The following is a 16649-nucleotide window of genomic DNA, read 5'->3' on the forward strand; positions in this document are numbered from 1 at the left end:
CCAAATACTCAAATGAATTTGCAAATAACTGTTTAATCAGAGAATTTTTGGTTTTGTCATTTTTTATATTTCGGAAAATTCACCGACAACAGTTTAATTGACTCCAAAAAATTTTCAGATAGGCAAAACAATGTCTGTTTATACCAGCGTCTCCAATGATGAAATACATGATTTTTTATCATTTTACGATTTAGGCCATTTTGTCTCTTTGCAAGGCATAGCCCAGGGAGTGACAAATAGTAATTACTTTTTAACCACTTCTACTGGTCGTTACGTTTTAACCCTTTTTGAAACACTCCGGCAAGACGAACTACCCTTTTTTTTACTATTAAAACACCACTTGAACAATTTAAAAATAGCCTGCCCCGCCCCGATTAAAAGAAAAGATAATAGGTTTGATTCTTATTTATCAGGCAAACCTGCTTGTATTGTAAGTTGTCTATTAGGACACGATACAAACACTCCGACCGAAATACAGTGTTTTAATACTGGGAAAATGCTGGCACACATGCATATTGCAGGCCAATCTTTTCCTATGCAGATGAAGAACCATAGATATATATCATGGTGGGAGACTATGGCAAAACAATTATTACCCATATTAAGCAGCGAAGATGCCAAGCTCTTAGAATCTGAAATTATTTATTTAGACCAAAATTTACATGTCAAACTACCTAGCGGTATTATTCATGCAGATTTATTTAAAGACAATGTATTATTTAATGGCAACGACGTAGCCGGTTTTATTGATTTTTATTATGCTTGCAATGGCAGTTTTATATATGATTTAGCCATTGCAATCAATGATTGGGCCCGAACTACAAACAATGTTATCAATGAATATTTAAAAGCAGCTTTTTTAAAAGGCTATGAGAGTATACGACCAATCAGCAGAGAAGAACATTCTTTTTTTCCTATAGCCCAACGTGCCGGATGTATTCGTTTTTGGGTCTCTCGTCTATTAGATTTTCATTTTCCTCAGAAAGGTGAAATAACTTTTATTAAAGACCCCAATACATTTCGTGATTTATTATTATCTTTGTAGTATAGTCATTTAAAATAAGAATGATACATCGTTGCTGCGCCTTGCCGTACTATCTGTACTGTCTGCGGCTTGCTGCCTTGTCTCGTTCTTATTTTAGTCGACTATAAATATACATTTCTCAGATCTAAAATCAGAAATTAAATTAAGCTGTATTTACTATAGACAAAAAATAAACCAGATTTATTCTAAAATAATTTTGAATAAATCTGGTTTTTTACCCAGTGCACCACAATTAATGTACGTCTTTCCAATATTCTTTCTTTAAAAAATAAGCAATTGGCAGCATGATTGCAAAGAGGAATATCATAACAATATAACCGAGCTGTTTACGTTGCAACTGTGCCGGCTCTCCCATATACACAAGATACGTAACCAAATCTTTGGCATAGTTATCAAATTCCCGATCAATAACTTTTCCATCGGGAGTGCGGCGACTATGCAACCCTGTTCGCTCCCAATACAGCTTAGGCTCCAGAACACCATGCTCGTTCTTAATCCAAACCGGTTGGCCTTTACTATCCAATTCAACTGCTCTTACCCCCTGCTGCTCCCACAGCGGATGCGGCATGCCGACTTTATCAAAAACCGTATTGTTCCAACCTGTAGGACGGGTCGGGTCTTTATAAAATCCACGTAGGTAAGCATACAAATAATCAGCACCGCGGGAACGGGCAATCAAAGTCAAATCCGGAGGCTCTGCACCGAACCATTTTTTAGCATCGGCAGGAGCCATAGCCGATTGCATTACATCGCCGATTTTGTCACTCGTAAACATCAGATTATCCTGAATTTGCTCCTCAGTGAGTCCGATATCTTGCAGACGGTTAAAACGCATACCTGTTGCCGAATGGCAGGAAAGACAATAGTTGGCAAAAATTTGAGCTCCACGCTGCAACGCTACCTCATCGCCCAAATCGATATCCACTTTCGGATAGTCACCGCCACCGGCTGCCATTACAGTGCTCATCGGTGCTGCCAACAAAAAGGCAGCAACCCAGTTTATCCAATTTTTTTTCATTTGAACTGCCCTCGTTAAATCAATACCGCAAACAGATAAGACCCCACCACCGTAATACCTGCGTATACAAAAAACAATACCTTGTTACGTGTAGTGCTCATTGTAACTCGCTCGGGAACCGGCCGGTCTTTATCTTTCTTAGTGTACAAAGGCATCAATAAGAAGAAGGCAAAATAGATAATACTTAAAATTTGCGACACAATCGTGCGGGTGTCGGTTGCCACCTTGGCACCTAAAATACCTAAACCGATAAAGGAAATAATGAAAAGAACCAGCATCACTTTAAAAACCGGGCCGCGATAGCGAATGGATTTAACCGGCGAACGGTCCAGCCAAGGCAACAGCGCAATCAATATCACGGCAGCCCCCATTGCCAGTACCCCCCAAACTTGGGTACCTGCAAACGAAGGTACGGCCCTCAGAATGGCGTAAAACGGAGTGAAGTACCATACAGGAGCAATATGTGCCGGCGTCTTCAAAGGATTGGCCGGGTCAAAATTAGGAGCCTCCAAAAAGTAGCCGCCCCCCTCCGGTGCAAAAAACATTACCGCACAGAACACAATCAGAAATACCACTACACCCAGTATGTCTTTTACGGTGTAATACGGATGAAAAGGGATTCCATCGAGAGGAATACCGTTTTCATCTTTTAATTTCTTAATTTCGATACCATCAGGGTTATTAGAACCCACCTCATGCAAAGCGATAATGTGCGCAACCACCAAGCCCACCAACACCAATGGCACCGCAATCACATGCAAGGCAAAAAAGCGGTTCAAAGTGGCATCAGATACATTGAAATCACCGCGAATCCAAGTAGACAAATCCGGACCGATAACGGGAATGGCTGCAAACAGATTAATAATCACCTGTGCTCCCCAAAAAGACATCTGGCCCCAAGGAAGCAAATAGCCCATAAATGCCTCAGCCATTAAGGCCAAGAAAATCAAAGCACCGAATACCCACACCAACTCACGCGGTTTTTTGAACGAACCATAAATCAGGCCGCGAAACATATGCAGATACACTACCACAAAAAACATGGAGGCGCCGGTAGAGTGCATATAACGGATAATCCAGCCGCCTGAAACATCACGCATAATGTACTCCACCGCAGTAAACGCAGCAGGCATATGATATGAATTGAGGTTGCCGTCCGGCTTGTAGTTCATCGTCAGGAAAATACCGCTGACTATTTGAATCACCAGCACCAGCATGGCCAAGGAGCCGAAGTAATACCAGAAATTGAAATTTTTCGGCGCGTAGTACTCTCCTACGTGCTCGTTGTACATTTTAGACAAAGGGAACCGTGCGTCCACCCAGTCTAACAATGCCTTTGCTTTGCTATTGGTTTGGTTTGCCATGATTGAGTCCCTTATTATTTAGTCTTCACCCACCAAAATAGTGGTATCGCTCAGATATTTGTAAGGAGGTATTATTAAATTCGACGGCGCCGGCACGCCCTTATATACGCGTCCGGCTAAATCGAATTTAGAACCGTGGCACGGACAGAAAAATCCGCCCTTCCAATCTCCGCCCAGATCCGCAGGAGCAATATCCGGCCGGAAAGTCGGCGAACATCCCAAATGAGTACAAATGCCAATGGCAACCCAAATATTGGGCTTGATGGAGCGAACCGGATTTTTACAATATTCCGGCTGTTGTTCATCATTTGAAGCCGGATCGGTTAAGGCTCCGTCCAGCGTCGGCAAATCTTTAACCTGCTGTTCCGTGCGGTTTACCACCCAAATCGGCTTACCTTGCCATTCTGCGGTAGTAAGTTGACCGGCCTCGATCTTACTCACATCGATTTCTACGGGCGCACCCGCTGCCTTGGCTTTTTCCGATGGAAAAAAGCTGGCGACCAACGGGGTAGCCACGCCGCCGGCAACTACACCGCCGGCACCGACGGTAGCCAAGGTCAGGAAGCGGCGGCGGCTTGTGTTGATTTCTTTATTATCCATTTATTCAGTCATCCTAATTTTTGGGAATACCGAGCCATTAAACTGTGCAATTCTAACCGATTTTACCGATAGACTTAAAGTATTATTTAAAATAACGTAAAGTTTTATAGCAAACTTTGATTTTAAGCAGGATTTGGCTCATCAAATGCGTAAAGCACCAATCCGAACTCCTTTTGAAGCGCTTGTCCCAATGCCGCAACGCCATAACGCTCGGTCGCATGATGTCCCGCGCTGACAAACGCCACACCGGTCTCATTGGCCAAATGGTATTGCGCTTCGGATATCTCGCCCGTTACATAAACATCGGCACCTTGGTCTACGGCATTTTGGAAAAAGCCTTGGGCCCCGCCGGTACACCAAGCCACCCTGTTGATTGCTTTTCTGCCATCTCCCACCACAACGGGTTTCCGCATCAATTGCTTTTCCAGCATAGCGGCCATTTCCGCAAGTGTTTGCGTTTCAGACAGGCATCCTATGTTCAGAAGATTTTGTTCGCCCGTTCTTTTTTCTGCAATCCACCCCATCCGTTTGGCTAATTGCGCATTATTGCCCAACTCGGGATGCGCATCCAAAGGCAAATGGTAGCCTGCCATATTGATTTGATGCCGCAGCAAAGCTTCGATACGTTGTTTTTTCCAACCGACAACCGCAACGGGCTCGCTCCGCCAAAACAAACCATGATGCACCAACAGCAGGTCTGCTTTTTTGTCTGCCGCATATTCGATTGCGGCCAAACTGGCGGTAACAGAAGTAACAACCGTATTCACCGTATCACGGCCCTCCACCTGAAGACCGTTCGGTGCATAATCGGTAAAGCTCGACACTTGGAGGGTATGGTCGAGCCACTCGACGACAGATTTCCGGGCAGCCATTTTTCAACTCCTCATCATCATAAAACAGACAGCCCGCCTTTACTTCAACGGCTTGCCGGTTCCGTTTTCAGACAGGCATCCAAGCAAGCGCCGGACCAACTCGGCAGGATAATACAGGAATGATTCCGCCAATGTCTTCATCTTTGTAAAAAAACCTAACCCAAGCATTCGAACCATATGGCAAATCAACTTATTTTTGATACGGCCCCTGCATCTTAGTTCAAAAAGAGCAAGCCGCCAAAGCGGCAATAAAACCGGTTCCCTGCCGCCTGTACTGTATGCGGCTTATTATTGGCAAATCCGGTATTTCAACCATATATAGTCATTTAAAATAAGAACGATACGGCCTTGCTGCGCCTTGCCGTACTATCTGTACTGTCTGCGGCTTGCTGCCTTGTCTCGTTCTATGTTAGTCGACTATATTTGAAACTAAGGAGCATTATTTTACCTTTCCTCTTGCGTATCACCAAGCCGGAAGGTTATTCATATCTAAAGAAACCACTATATTTACAATGCCTGTCTGAAATATTTTTCAGACAGGCATTGTTTTATCAAGACCACAGCCAATCAGGCTGCGGCGGGATGGCCACTCCCCATTTCTCCGGATAATCCACGCCGGTGAGGTAAAGGCCGTCCGGCATAAACGTAGGGGGCGCCTTCAGCCTGCTTTTTTCCAACACTAATTGACGGAAACCCTCCACGCTCAAACGCCCGCTGCCCACATACACCAGCGCACCCACGATGTTGCGCACCATATGGTGCAAAAAAGCATTACCGTGCAAATCCAGTGCCATCAAAGAAGGCGTACCGCTCAGGCAAGCGCCGTACAAAGTTTTTACCGGTGACTTTGCCTGGCATTGCGAAGCACGGAAACTGGAAAAATCATGCTCCCCCACCAAACAAGCCAAGGCTTCTTTCATCTGCGCCATTTCCAACGGATAATGCGTCCAACCCACTCTACCTACCAGCAAAGGCGAACGCACACAGGATGATTGCAGCACATAACGGTACCGCCTGCCGCATGCATCAAAACGGGCGTGAAACCCCGCTCCGACCTGTTGCGCCGCCAACACCGCCACTCCTTGGGGCAAATATGCATTCACACCACGCACCCAAGCATGCTCCTGCCTGTTTGCCCGGGTATCAAAATGAACCACTTGTGCAGTGGCATGCACGCCAGTGTCTGTGCGCCCTGCCGCCACCATACTGACTTTCTCGCCTGCGATGCAACCTGCGGCCCTTTCCAACGCATCTTGTACCGTCGGGATACCGTCCGCCTGTTTTTGCCAGCCGAAAAAGCGGCTGCCGTCATAAGATACAACCAGCGCCCAACGTTGCCGCCCTTGCCCCACCTCTACGGCTTCATCCATTTGATTTCAATCGCTCCCAAATACCCGATTGCCAACACTGCCTAGAGTTGAAATAGCATCACCGGCACCCGGTCAGCCAAAATTTCCGTTATACCGAAACCGCCCACGCTATGGTGAATAAATTTACTTTTCGAGCCAAGGCATGCAATGCCGTATCGGAAAATAAGTTTATCCACTATACAATTTTGCCATGCTCACCCGCTTTACCGGCACAACAAACCAAAACACTCTCTCATCGCTTGAAATTACATTCATATAATTTTTATTCGAAAAATTTCATGTCACAAAGAATGCAAATTGCATTTATAGTCGACTAAAATAAGAACGAGACAAGGCAGCAAGCCGCAGACAGTACAGATAGTACGGCAAGGCGCAGCAACGCCGTATCGTTCTTATTTTAAATGACTATACAACGAAAATGTTTTCTAAATATCAATATATTCAAGCAAAAACAACCCAAGTGTCGTCAAATAACCGAATAGCGCAAGCCGCATTTTGACCATCCGGCCGTTTGTTATCGAATTAATTGAATCCGCATCATAGTTTCGGTTGAATCAAATAAAAACCCGAGTCGGACCCGGGCTCTTTTCAGACTGGCATTATTGAATCTGCCGAAACTAGTTCAAATCAGCCAACAAGGCTTTTGATTTGGCCAAAATATCTCCGTTTGCCTCCTCGACCAATTCATTCAAAGTTTCACGTGCAGCTTCGGGATCGCCGATTTCGATATACATCTGTGCCAATTCATATTTTGCCTCCAAAGGAGCAGTCATCCCGACTGACTCGGAAACAAATCCCACCTCTTCGTCACCCTCGCCGAATTGGACGCTGTCCCATTCGATAATGGTATTTTCATCTGCTTCAGTGATATGCGTCTCTGAAAAATCTTCTTCGCCGCCGGTGGAACCTGCCGGCTCCACAACCAAACCCGGCTGGCCCAAACCCAAAGGTTCTTCCGGCGCGGCAGCATCTTCATCTGTCTCTGCATCTTCTTGCTGAACGGTGTCATGAACAAATTCAAGCGGTTTTTCATCAGTTTGCACCATTGCCGCATCAGCAGGTTTAATCGGCTCCGGCTCATCAAAATCCAAAGGTTCGGGCTCAACTTCCGGAGACACATCAATATGTTGTACTTTTTCTTCGCCTTCGGCTATTGAATCTGCCTCTGCTTCGTCTACGTCTATAGATATATCTTTATCTGCATCTGCAGCCACAGAGGACTCAAAAACCAGCTTTTCTTCTTTCCCGGTCTCAGCAACAGCTACGGCACCACCCTCCGGAAGCAGTGCATCCGGGGCTTCAGACGATTCAGAGGATTCAAAAACCAAAGGCTCTTCACTGTCACCGTCGGTTTGCCCAACATCAGCCTGCTCATCATATTGCACATCAACCGCAAGCATATCATCGGTTTCATGCGGCTTTTCGGCATCGAATATTACCCGTTGCGGCTCTTCTTCATAAACGCTTTCCGTAGACTCGATTTCGTCCCAATTCGCATCACGGCGCTTTTCGGTTTCCTCGTCAGTGGTTACCGAGCTGCTGACAATACCGCCTTGGTCCTCCAAGGAACCCAAATCGATATCCACATCCCCCGCGGGCGCTTCGACCGGCACTCTGGATTGTTCCACATCGTTGGAAAACAGATTGTCTTCATCGTGTTTTTCTGACGAGCTTTTTGCAGCGGCAACCGCAGCAGGCCCGCTAACCGGCGGCTCTATTTCATTTTTCGGGGCTGTACCGCTTCCGTCTTTCTTTTTCAGCTTGCCCAGCCCCATCAAAGCCAGCAACCCGAGGGCGCCGAGCATCACCCATAAAAAGGTAGAACCGCTGTCTTCTCCCGAAGCTTCGGAAGCGGCAGCCGTTTCCCCGGGATCCTTTTTGTTTTCGACACTTGCCGCAGAAGCAGCCTCATCCGCTTTTTGCTTGCCACCGGATTGACTCTCGGCCTCAACAGATTGGGGTCGGGCCTCTTTTTCTTCCGGATTAACGGGTACAGTGGCAGGATGCTGCCCGGATTTGCCGCCGGAGGCGGTATCGGCCATAGCCTCAGGTTTGGCAGAGCCGGATTGTCCGTTTAACTTTGCAATGTCCAACGAAGACGGAATAACCAATACGTCACCAACGCGCATGAAATGGATATTGCCGTTTTTAAAAACATTAGGATTGGCTTTGGCCAATACCTGAATGGTATCTTTCAAGCTGGTATCGGCGGGGCGGACACGGGCCGCAATTTGAGCCAAGGTTTCGCCTTGACGAACGACATATTGGCCTTTTTCCTGCTTCGCAGACGCATCCGAACCGGCTGCTTCGGGCGCGGCAACGGCACCTAAAGAAACCATGGCGGAAACGGATAATGCGATCAGTTTGATACGGCTGTTGGTTTTCAAAACTTGCCCCCTAAGCTGGATTTTGCACGTACACGCTATGCGGAACACATCAAGTTCCGGCATATGGAATGGTTAACGGTAATCTAAAATTACCCGCATATGATATATTTGATAGCCGCCATTGCCAAGTAAAGCCGGTATTTTTCCTAAATTATAACGATTTATTGCAACTTAAACGCGACTTTTGATATACAGACAGGCTAGCAATCCCAATCCGGGAACCTTACTGAATCCTTACCGCCAAGCCTGTTTTTTAACATTTTTTGATGCTCAAAGATGCCTTACTCTGCTATGATGATTTTTTATCCCGCGCAACCGATATACGCCATATCACAAAATACACATTATGAAAATCCTGAGCGACCTGATTGCCGTTATCCTGTTTTTTCTCACCTACACCCTCACCAAAAATATCATCTGGGCAACCGCCGCCGCCTTGGTTACCGGCCTTATCCAAGCAGCTTTCACATGGATAAAACATAAAAAACTCGACACCATGCAACAGGTATCTTTGGTTTTGATCGTCGTATTCGGCGGCGCCACCATCCTGTTTAAAGACGGATCTTTCATCATGTGGAAGCCCACTTTGCTGTTTTGGGCGGGCGCCGTTGCCATCGCGGCAAGCCAGATGATGAAAAAAAACGGGCTCAAAGCATTGATGGGCAAAGAGCTCGACCTGCCTGATGCAATATGGAAGCGCTTGGCTTATACTTGGACAGGTTTTTTAGTGGCGATGGGCATCATCAATCTGGCCGTCGCTTATCCCTTCACGCCGGAACGCGAGCCGGTGTGGGTGCAATACAAAATGTACGGCTCCACCGCCCTGACGCTGCTTTTCGTATTCGCACAAGGCTTTTATCTCAGCCGCCACCTTCCTCAGGAAAAACAACCGTGAACAAACACTATTTCATGTTTTTAGCCACCGACGGCGACAACGTGCACGAAGCACGCGCAGCAGCGCGTCCTGCCCATTTGGCCCGTTTGGAGGCTTTGAAAGCACAAGGCGATCTGCTTACCGCAGGCCCCACTCCCCTTCCCGAAAATCCGGAGCATGTATCCGGCAGCCTGATTATCGCCCGCTTCGGCAGTTTGGACGAAGCGCAGGCTTGGGCGGAAGCCGACCCTTATGTTGATGCCGGCGTGTATGTTGAAATGCTGATCAAACCCTTCAAACCGGCCTTCTGATCCGACTTCGGAATTCCAAACGCCATGAATATGCACCAAGCCATCGAAGCCCGCTTGCAATTTCTCGAACCTCAGGTATTTGAGTTCCAAGACGACAGCCACCTGCACGCCGGCCACGCCGGCAACCAAGGCGGCGGCCATTATTCGATTACCGTCGCAAGCCGGCATTTCGACAACAAATCCCGCCTCCAGCGCCAGCGCATGGTGAAAGACGCTTTGCAAGACTTATTCTCCCAAGGCCTTATCCACGCATTAAGCATGCGCACGCTCACTCCCGACGAATATTTTTCCTAAAAATGCAATCCCCGGCGGGATCCGACTCCCTTCCAAACCGGATTCAAAGAAAGAACATCATGAAAAAAAACCACCTTATCCCGTGTCTTACACTGCTTCTTTCAGGCAGCCTTATGGCGCAGACCGTCGCCACCGTTAACGGCGACAAAATCGACAGCAGCACCGTCGAGGCCGTAGTCAAAAATTTGCGCCGGCAAAACCAGCAGCTGCCCGACAGCCCCGAATTGCGCAACGAAGTTACCCGGCGCCTGGCCATCAGCGCCGCCGTTGCCCAAGAAGCCAAAAAATTGAAACTGGATCAGAGCGCCCAATACAAGCAGGCCGTCGAAAAAGCCCGTGCCGCTGCAAAAAAAGAAGGGGCCGACAAACAACCTTCTTTCAAACAAGACTGGGCACTATATGAAACCGACCTGCTCAACCAAGCCTACTTCGCCAATGTCGTCCGTCAAAACCCCGTAAGCGACACCGAAACCAAACAGGCTTACGACCGGCTCAACAGCCATTACCAAGGTTCGCAAGAAGTGCAGCTGGGCGAAATCATCACCCGCAACGGCAGCGATGCCCAAAAAGCATTGGGCGAATTGAAAAGCAAAAAAAGCTTTAAAGAAGTTGCCGCCAAATACTCGGCCGATCCCCGCGCCAAGCAGTCCGGCGGCATCGGCGCCGGCTATATTCCGCTGAAAGATCTGCAGCAGGCCAACCCGCCCGTTTACCAAGCCGTCGGCAGCCTGAAAAAAGGTGCATACACCGCCTCCCCGCTGCAAGACAACAACGGCAACTTCGCCATTTTTTATGTGAACGACAAGCGCAACATCCAAGTACCGCCGTTCGACCAAATCAAAAACCGCATCGCCAATGATTTGCAGCAAGAACGCATCGCCCGGGCCGTAGACGGCGTCGTACAAAAAGCCGACATCCGCCCTGCCCGCTAACGAACCGCCGGAGAACAATAATGAACACCAAAACCCTATTGAGCGCCCTCGCCTGCGTTTTGGCCGGCAGCGCACTGGCCGCCCCCCAGATCAGCAAAGAGCGCATCGACAGCATGGCAGCCGTCATGCTGCAGCAGGCCGAACAACAAGCACGAATGCAAGGTGGTCGGCCGGCCCAAACCGACGGCGCCGAAATCCGCAAGCAAGCCGAGCGCCGTTTGCAAATCACCGAAGTATTGAAACAGGAAGCCTTCAAAGCCGGCCTCGATAAAGATGCCGAGGTGCAAAACCGGCTGAAAAACATGGAAGCCGACTTCTATGCCGACGCCTATGCCCTGCACTTGGAAAAAACCGTGCAAGCGGATGAAAGCGATGTGCGCAAGCTCTACGATCTCGTTTCCCGCACCGTCAAAATCCAGCAAATCGCCTTCAACAGCGCCGATGAGGCCAAAGCCGCCCAAGCCCTGCTGCTCAAAGGCTTGAGCTTCGAAGAGCTGGTCAAGCGCCACCCCGGCCAAGGCATGGGCACGGATAACTTTATCCATCCTCGGGAACTCGGCCCCGAAATCGGCCGCGCCGTCGCCTCCATGAACCGGGGCGAAGTAAGCAAGGAGCCCTTGCCTTACAACGGCAAATTCTACCTCATCAAACTGGCCGCCGAAGGCCGCAACCCCGAAATACCGCCGTTTGCGCAAATCAAAGACCAGCTCCTAGAGCAGGCCAAACAACAAAAGGTACAAGAGCAAATAGCGCAAATTTTGAAAAACAACGGCATAAATCCTTAAAATATAGTGAAACTCCTAAAAAACCACACTTCGCAGGCCGGGCTTGAGCCCTGCAAAACGGTGCTACTGCCGGGCTAAAACCCAGCCTACACGCTTCGTTTTTTCAGTTATTACACTATCTGCGCTGTTAAAAAGCCTGTCTGAACATTTTCAGACAGGCTTTTCTCAGTGACGAAATACGGTCGCAACCCAACACCCGCTGCGGCTCTGCTACGCAAAGCGCTACCGTAACGAACCCATTTATGGTCGAATAAAATAAGAATGAGACAAGACAGCAAGGCCGTATCATGCTTATTTTAAATGACTATAGTCGACTAAAATAAGAACGAGACAAGGCAGCAAGCCGCAGACAGTACAGATAGTACGGCAAGGCGCAGCAACGCCGTATCGTTCTTATTTTAAATGACTATATATTTCCGATACGGCTTCCGCTGCCCTACTGCAATGGATCCGCCATGCCTGTCTGAAAACCGATAATCAGGCCGTTTCGGCGAAGCTCTGTTGCAATATCCGAACCACCGCCTCCGTTTTGGCCGACTGCACCCGGTGCGGCATCACGGCATAAATGTTCACCGAAGGCAGCGTCCACTCCGGCAGCAAGACGACCAGCCGTCCCTGCGCCACCAAATCGGCCGTATCCCCTGCCAGCTGCATCGATACGCCAAGCCCGCCGAGGGTCAGTGTGCGCACGGCGGAGAGCTGGTTGCAAAAAAGGCTTTCGGTCACATTGAGCCGCCAGCTTTCGGCGCCGCGGCGCAAAGTGGTGTTCACCGGCAGATAGTGCAGCCAATGCAGGCGGTTCAGCTGTTCGGGACGGGTAACCGCACCTTGCTGCGCCAGATAGGCGGGCGCGGCGCAAATCTGCCAAGGCCATGCGGCAAGATGGCGGGCGACCAAATCGGTGTCGGCCAGCGCATGCTCTCCGCCGCGCAGGGCTATGTCGATGCCGCCCTCCCGCAAGTCGGCCACTTCGTCGCCGAAATACAGCCGCAAACGGATATTCGGGTGAAGCTGCCGCAGCCGCTTGAGCGCGGTTTGGAATGCGGGTGCGTCGGCCATACCGGAGGCCACGGCAAGCCGTACTTCGCCCGCCGCTTCGTTTTTCAGATTATCGAGCGCCTGATGCGCATCGGAGAGCGTGTTCTTCAAACGCATGCAATACGCACCGACACTGCGGCCGGCATCGGTGGGGCTAAGGCGGCGGGTGCTGCGGTGCAGAAGCTTGACACCGTGCAGAGACTCCAGCCGCGTGACGTGCTGGCTTACCGCAGAAGGCGTCATGCCCAGCGCTTGCGCCGCGGCATTCATACTGCCGTGTTCGAGCACGGAGGCAAAAACAAGCAGGGGTTTGGTGTCTTGCATATTCAGACAGGCCTGTGATACCGATTCGGATATTCAGCCGGCAAAACGCCGGAGGCTGCTTCGCCGAATCGGTATTATTCAGAAAAACTTAACAATCAAATCAACAAAACGCGCATTATCATGCTTTTCAGACAGGCATACAATACGCCTATCTTAATTTTCCACCTCAAAAAGGAACATATCATGAAATTCGCAGTGATCGGCGCCACCGGCTATGTGGGCAGCGCCGTAGTTAAAGAATTGGCTTCGCGCGGCCACGATATTACCGCGTTTGCACGCAACAGCGCCAAAGTGCTCCCCGCGGCCAATGTGAACGCGGTGGCAGCGGACATCAACGCGCCGGACTTCGCAGAAAAACTGCGCGGATTCGACGGCGTGGTCAGCGCATTCAATCCGGGCTGGGCCACCGAAAACCAAGCCGAAACCGCGGCCCAAGGCGCTGCGGCCATCGCCGCTGCGGCCGAAGCGGCGGAAGTTCCCTACCTCTTGGTGGTCGGCGGCGCAGGCAGCCTCTATATCGCGCCCGGCGTTCAGCTGGTAGACACGCCCGAGTTTCCGCAAGAAATCTTCCCCGCCGCCAACGCCATGCGCAACCATCTGGCCGATTTGCAGCAAAACAGCCGCCTCAACTGGGCGTTTATCAGCCCGCCCGCCGATTTTTACGAAGGCAGCCCCCATCAGGCGGGCGGCGGCTACCGTACGGGCAAAGACGACGTACTCACCTCGGAAACAGGCTTGGCCGGCATCCATGTAGACGATTTGGCCAAAGCGATTGCCGACGATGTTGAGACCAAAGCGCATCTGCGGCAGCGTTTTACCGTAGCTTCCGCGTAAACCCGACAGAGGGCCGCCCGCGCCAAGGCGGCCCGGCATGCAACCGACACCGTAAAGAACCATTTGAAAATATGAATCTGAAAAATACGAAAACCATCCTCACCGCCGCCGCAACCGCCGTTTTGCTGGCCGCCTGCACCACTGCGCACAACACTCCGTCCGCGCCCGTCCCGTCCTCCGCCGGTACCGCAAGCTCCGCCGAAGAGGCGCGCAACAAAGCCCGTGTTTTGGACTTTTACGAACTGGCCTTCAACCAACACAAACTGCAGGAAGCGGTGGACAAACACATCGCCGAACCCTATATCCAGCATAATCCCTCCGTCGGCAACGGCGGCAAAGCCTTTATCGACGCCTTCTCTCCCTTTCTGAAGGCAAACCCGCAATCCCGCGCCGAAGTCAAACGCGCGGTGGCAGAAGGCGATTTGGTGGTGCTGCACGTGTTCAGCCAAACCTCGCCGCAAGACAAGGGCGAAGCCGTCGTCGATATTTTCCGCTTAAACGGCGAGGGCAAAATCGTCGAACACTGGGACGTTATCCAAGCCATGCCGGACAAACCCGTCCACAACAACGGCATGTTTTAACGGACACCCCCAAGCCATGCCTGTCTGAAACCGTTTTCAGACAGGCATGGCTTTTTTCATCCCCGCCGGATTAAGGATGATGCCTGCGCCTTGCACAAGCCGAAACACGGGGATGCACACAGTATAGTCATTTAACACAGAACGATACGGCCTTGCTGCGCCTTGCCGTACTATCTGTACTGTCTGCGGCTTGCTGCCTTGTCTCGTTCTTATTTTTGTCGACTATATCACGCACCTTGGCTGCCCAGGCCGGCATGACGGGGCTCTTTGTTTCGGTTAGGCGGCATAGGCGCACCACCCCTCCCGCAAGCTGCGTTTGCTTTGATAAAACAAACTACATGAAACTACAAATCTTACCGGAACACCCTTTCCCTCCTATTCAAGTATTTTTTCCAACAAAAACTTGTGCTAATATCGCCGGATTTTAAAAATACAGGCGGTTGGTTAAACCGTTTTAACCCAAAATATTGAAAAAAGAGACCGTTTTGAGCGAAGAAAAAGAAAAAAATTACAGCAAACTACACAAACCGAGCTCGGCTTTTGCAAACCGGCGGGACTATCTGGACCACGAGCTGCAAATCATGCGGCCCAAACGCTGGAGAGCCAACCTGCCTTTGCGCGACTACCGTTTCGAGTTCGAAGACGCCATTCCCGCCATGGCCGGCACCATCGGAAAAGTGGTGATGGTAGGCGCGGTGGCCGCGGCATTTGCCGGACCGCTGGGGCTGCCCGAAGGCTTTGTATTGGAAAACGTGCGCTACGAGCTGCTCATCGTGTCGCTGTTTATCCTGCTGTTTTCCGGCTTCTTCCTGCCCACCGCCAACCTGCCCGGCACACACGGCCCCTTGATTCCTCTGATTCCGATTGTGGTGGCCGCAGGCGGCCATCCGCTTGCTTTCGGCCTGCTCATCGGCGTGTTCGGCTTCCTTTTGGGCATCACCAAAGGCGGCAGCATGATGGCCAAGCTCACCAGCAACGGCGTGTGCGGCGGCCTTCTGCTTTATCTGGGCTTCGTCGGCACGGTAGGGCAGGTGGAAAAACTGTTTGCCTGGTCCAAAGGCTTCGGCATGCCGCATATCGCGTTTGTGGTGATTTTGGGTACGATTTTTTGTACGCGCTGCTCGAGCACTGGCAGAAACGCTGGCTGGCCGTGCCTTTGGGCTGTGTGCTGGCGGGGATGACGGCCTATCTCTTGGGCGCGCCTTTCGAATTCAAAACCGCACCCGGCCTGCCGCCGATGAGCCCGTCCTACTGGTGGGGCGAGAACACCGGCTGGATGCTGGGCTGGCCGGCTTTCGACAGCTTTCTGGTGGTATTTCCCTTCGCCGTACTGGCAGTGGCCATGTGGTCTCCCGATTTTCTGGGCCATCAGGTATTCCAAAAACTCAGCTATCCGGAGCGCTCGGAAAGGGCGCATATGAATATCGACGATACGATGATAAGCTGCTCGGTGCGCCAAGTGGCCGGCTCCTTCCTCGGCGGCGCCAATTTCACTTCTTCATGGGGTACCTACATCGTGCCCGCGGCCATTGCCAAGCGGCCGATTCCGGCCGGCGCCGTGCTGACCGCCCTATTCTGCATCATCGCCGCCACTTGGGGCTATCCGATGGATTTGGCGATCTGGCAGCCGGTGTTGAGCGTGGCTCTGGTTGTGGGCGTATTCGTACCGCTGCTGGAGGCGGGCATGGAAATGACGCGCAAAGGCAAAACCACCCAATCGGCCGCCATCGTGGTTTTTTCCTCCGCACTGGTCAATCCGGTATTCGGCTGGTCGCTCACCATGCTGCTCGACAATTTGGGCTTGATAGGCTCGAAAGAACGCAGCGCCGAATTGGGCTTCAGCGGACGCGTGGCGATTCCCGCTCTCGGCTTTATCGTACTTTGCGTGGCGATGGGCGCAGTGGGCATGCTGCCCGGCATTCCGGCTTTTCTGCCGCAGTTCAGGAATATGTAGGCCGGTATAGTTTTCAGACAGGCGCAGATTCGCATCCGAAGTGCAACTTTCGACCACAGAAAAAGG

Annotated in this window: 15 protein-coding genes and 1 pseudogene; 9 read left to right on the forward strand and 7 right to left on the reverse strand. The window is 50.6% G+C overall.

From position 1 onward, the window contains the following. Positions 1 to 130: 130 nt before the first annotated feature. Positions 131 to 1045, forward strand: coding sequence for a homoserine kinase (thrB, locus tag Q4C79_RS11120; RefSeq protein ID WP_303091090.1), 915 nt, complete (start codon positions 131 to 133; stop codon positions 1043 to 1045). 232 nt (positions 1046 to 1277) lie between these two features. Here the strand turns inward: thrB and Q4C79_RS11125 are convergent, their stop codons facing one another. From Q4C79_RS11125 to Q4C79_RS11150, 6 genes are all read right to left on the reverse strand, one after another. Next, positions 1278 to 2063 (reverse strand): cytochrome c1, encoded by a 786-nt coding sequence (locus tag Q4C79_RS11125; RefSeq protein ID WP_303091091.1) that lies wholly within the window; start codon positions 2061 to 2063, stop codon positions 1278 to 1280. Between the two features lie 14 nt (positions 2064 to 2077). After that, a complete protein-coding gene (locus Q4C79_RS11130; protein ID WP_303091092.1) occupies positions 2078 to 3427 on the reverse strand; it encodes a cytochrome bc complex cytochrome b subunit in 1350 nt (449 codons plus the stop codon). An 18-nt stretch (positions 3428 to 3445) separates the two neighbouring features. Next, positions 3446 to 4027 (reverse strand): ubiquinol-cytochrome c reductase iron-sulfur subunit, encoded by a 582-nt coding sequence (gene petA / locus Q4C79_RS11135; RefSeq protein ID WP_303091093.1) that lies wholly within the window; start codon positions 4025 to 4027, stop codon positions 3446 to 3448. A 122-nt stretch (positions 4028 to 4149) separates the two neighbouring features. Further along, a complete protein-coding gene (locus tag Q4C79_RS11140) occupies positions 4150 to 4899 on the reverse strand; it encodes a Nif3-like dinuclear metal center hexameric protein (RefSeq protein ID WP_303091094.1) in 750 nt (249 codons plus the stop codon). A 551-nt stretch (positions 4900 to 5450) separates the two neighbouring features. Continuing rightward, positions 5451 to 6269, reverse strand: a complete 819-nt coding sequence (gene truA, locus Q4C79_RS11145; protein ID WP_303091095.1) for a tRNA pseudouridine(38-40) synthase TruA — start codon at positions 6267 to 6269, stop codon at positions 5451 to 5453. A 617-nt stretch (positions 6270 to 6886) separates the two neighbouring features. Then, positions 6887 to 8656: a FimV/HubP family polar landmark protein gene (locus tag Q4C79_RS11150; RefSeq protein ID WP_303091096.1), complete on the reverse strand. Its 1770-nt coding sequence runs from the start codon at positions 8654 to 8656 to the stop codon at positions 6887 to 6889. A gap of 346 nt (positions 8657 to 9002) precedes the next feature. Here Q4C79_RS11150 and Q4C79_RS11155 point away from each other — a divergent pair, with 346 nt between their 5' ends. From Q4C79_RS11155 to Q4C79_RS11175, 5 genes are read left to right on the forward strand one after another with little or no spacing between them, the layout of a single operon-like run. Next, positions 9003 to 9551 carry a septation protein A gene (locus Q4C79_RS11155; RefSeq protein WP_303091097.1) on the forward strand — a complete coding sequence of 183 codons (549 nt, stop codon included), beginning with the start codon at positions 9003 to 9005 and terminating at the stop codon, positions 9549 to 9551. 14 nt (positions 9552 to 9565) lie between these two features. Further along, positions 9566 to 9841, forward strand: coding sequence for a YciI family protein (locus Q4C79_RS11160; protein ID WP_303091104.1), 276 nt, complete (start codon positions 9566 to 9568; stop codon positions 9839 to 9841). 24 nt (positions 9842 to 9865) lie between these two features. After that, the gene (locus tag Q4C79_RS11165) at positions 9866 to 10135 is read left to right on the forward strand and encodes a BolA family transcriptional regulator (protein ID WP_303091098.1); all 270 of its coding nucleotides are present in this window, start codon (positions 9866 to 9868) and stop codon (positions 10133 to 10135) included. Between the two features lie 59 nt (positions 10136 to 10194). Further along, positions 10195 to 11067, forward strand: coding sequence for a peptidyl-prolyl cis-trans isomerase (locus Q4C79_RS11170; protein WP_303091099.1), 873 nt, complete (start codon positions 10195 to 10197; stop codon positions 11065 to 11067). 20 nt (positions 11068 to 11087) lie between these two features. Then, positions 11088 to 11852, forward strand: coding sequence for a peptidylprolyl isomerase (locus Q4C79_RS11175; protein ID WP_303091100.1), 765 nt, complete (start codon positions 11088 to 11090; stop codon positions 11850 to 11852). Between the two features lie 477 nt (positions 11853 to 12329). Here the strand turns inward: Q4C79_RS11175 and Q4C79_RS11180 are convergent, their stop codons facing one another. Beyond that, entirely contained in the window at positions 12330 to 13214 is an 885-nt protein-coding gene (locus tag Q4C79_RS11180; RefSeq protein WP_303091101.1) for a LysR family transcriptional regulator, read from the reverse strand. 183 nt (positions 13215 to 13397) lie between these two features. Here Q4C79_RS11180 and Q4C79_RS11185 point away from each other — a divergent pair, with 183 nt between their 5' ends. The 3 genes and pseudogenes from Q4C79_RS11185 to Q4C79_RS11195 all read left to right on the forward strand — a co-directional run bounded on the left by Q4C79_RS11185 (position 13398) and on the right by Q4C79_RS11195 (position 16583). After that, entirely contained in the window at positions 13398 to 14048 is a 651-nt protein-coding gene (locus tag Q4C79_RS11185; RefSeq protein ID WP_303091102.1) for an NAD(P)-dependent oxidoreductase, read from the forward strand. 71 nt (positions 14049 to 14119) lie between these two features. Further along, positions 14120 to 14629 carry an ester cyclase gene (locus Q4C79_RS11190; protein WP_303091103.1) on the forward strand — a complete coding sequence of 170 codons (510 nt, stop codon included), beginning with the start codon at positions 14120 to 14122 and terminating at the stop codon, positions 14627 to 14629. Positions 14630 to 15114: 485 nt separating this feature from the next. Continuing rightward, positions 15115 to 16583 (forward strand): annotated as a pseudogene (locus tag Q4C79_RS11195) (DUF3360 family protein). Positions 16584 to 16649: the final 66 nt, after the last annotated feature.

Origin of the sequence: Neisseria sp. (assembly GCF_030523955.1) — a bacterium.
Lineage (GTDB): Bacteria > Pseudomonadota > Gammaproteobacteria > Burkholderiales > Neisseriaceae > Neisseria.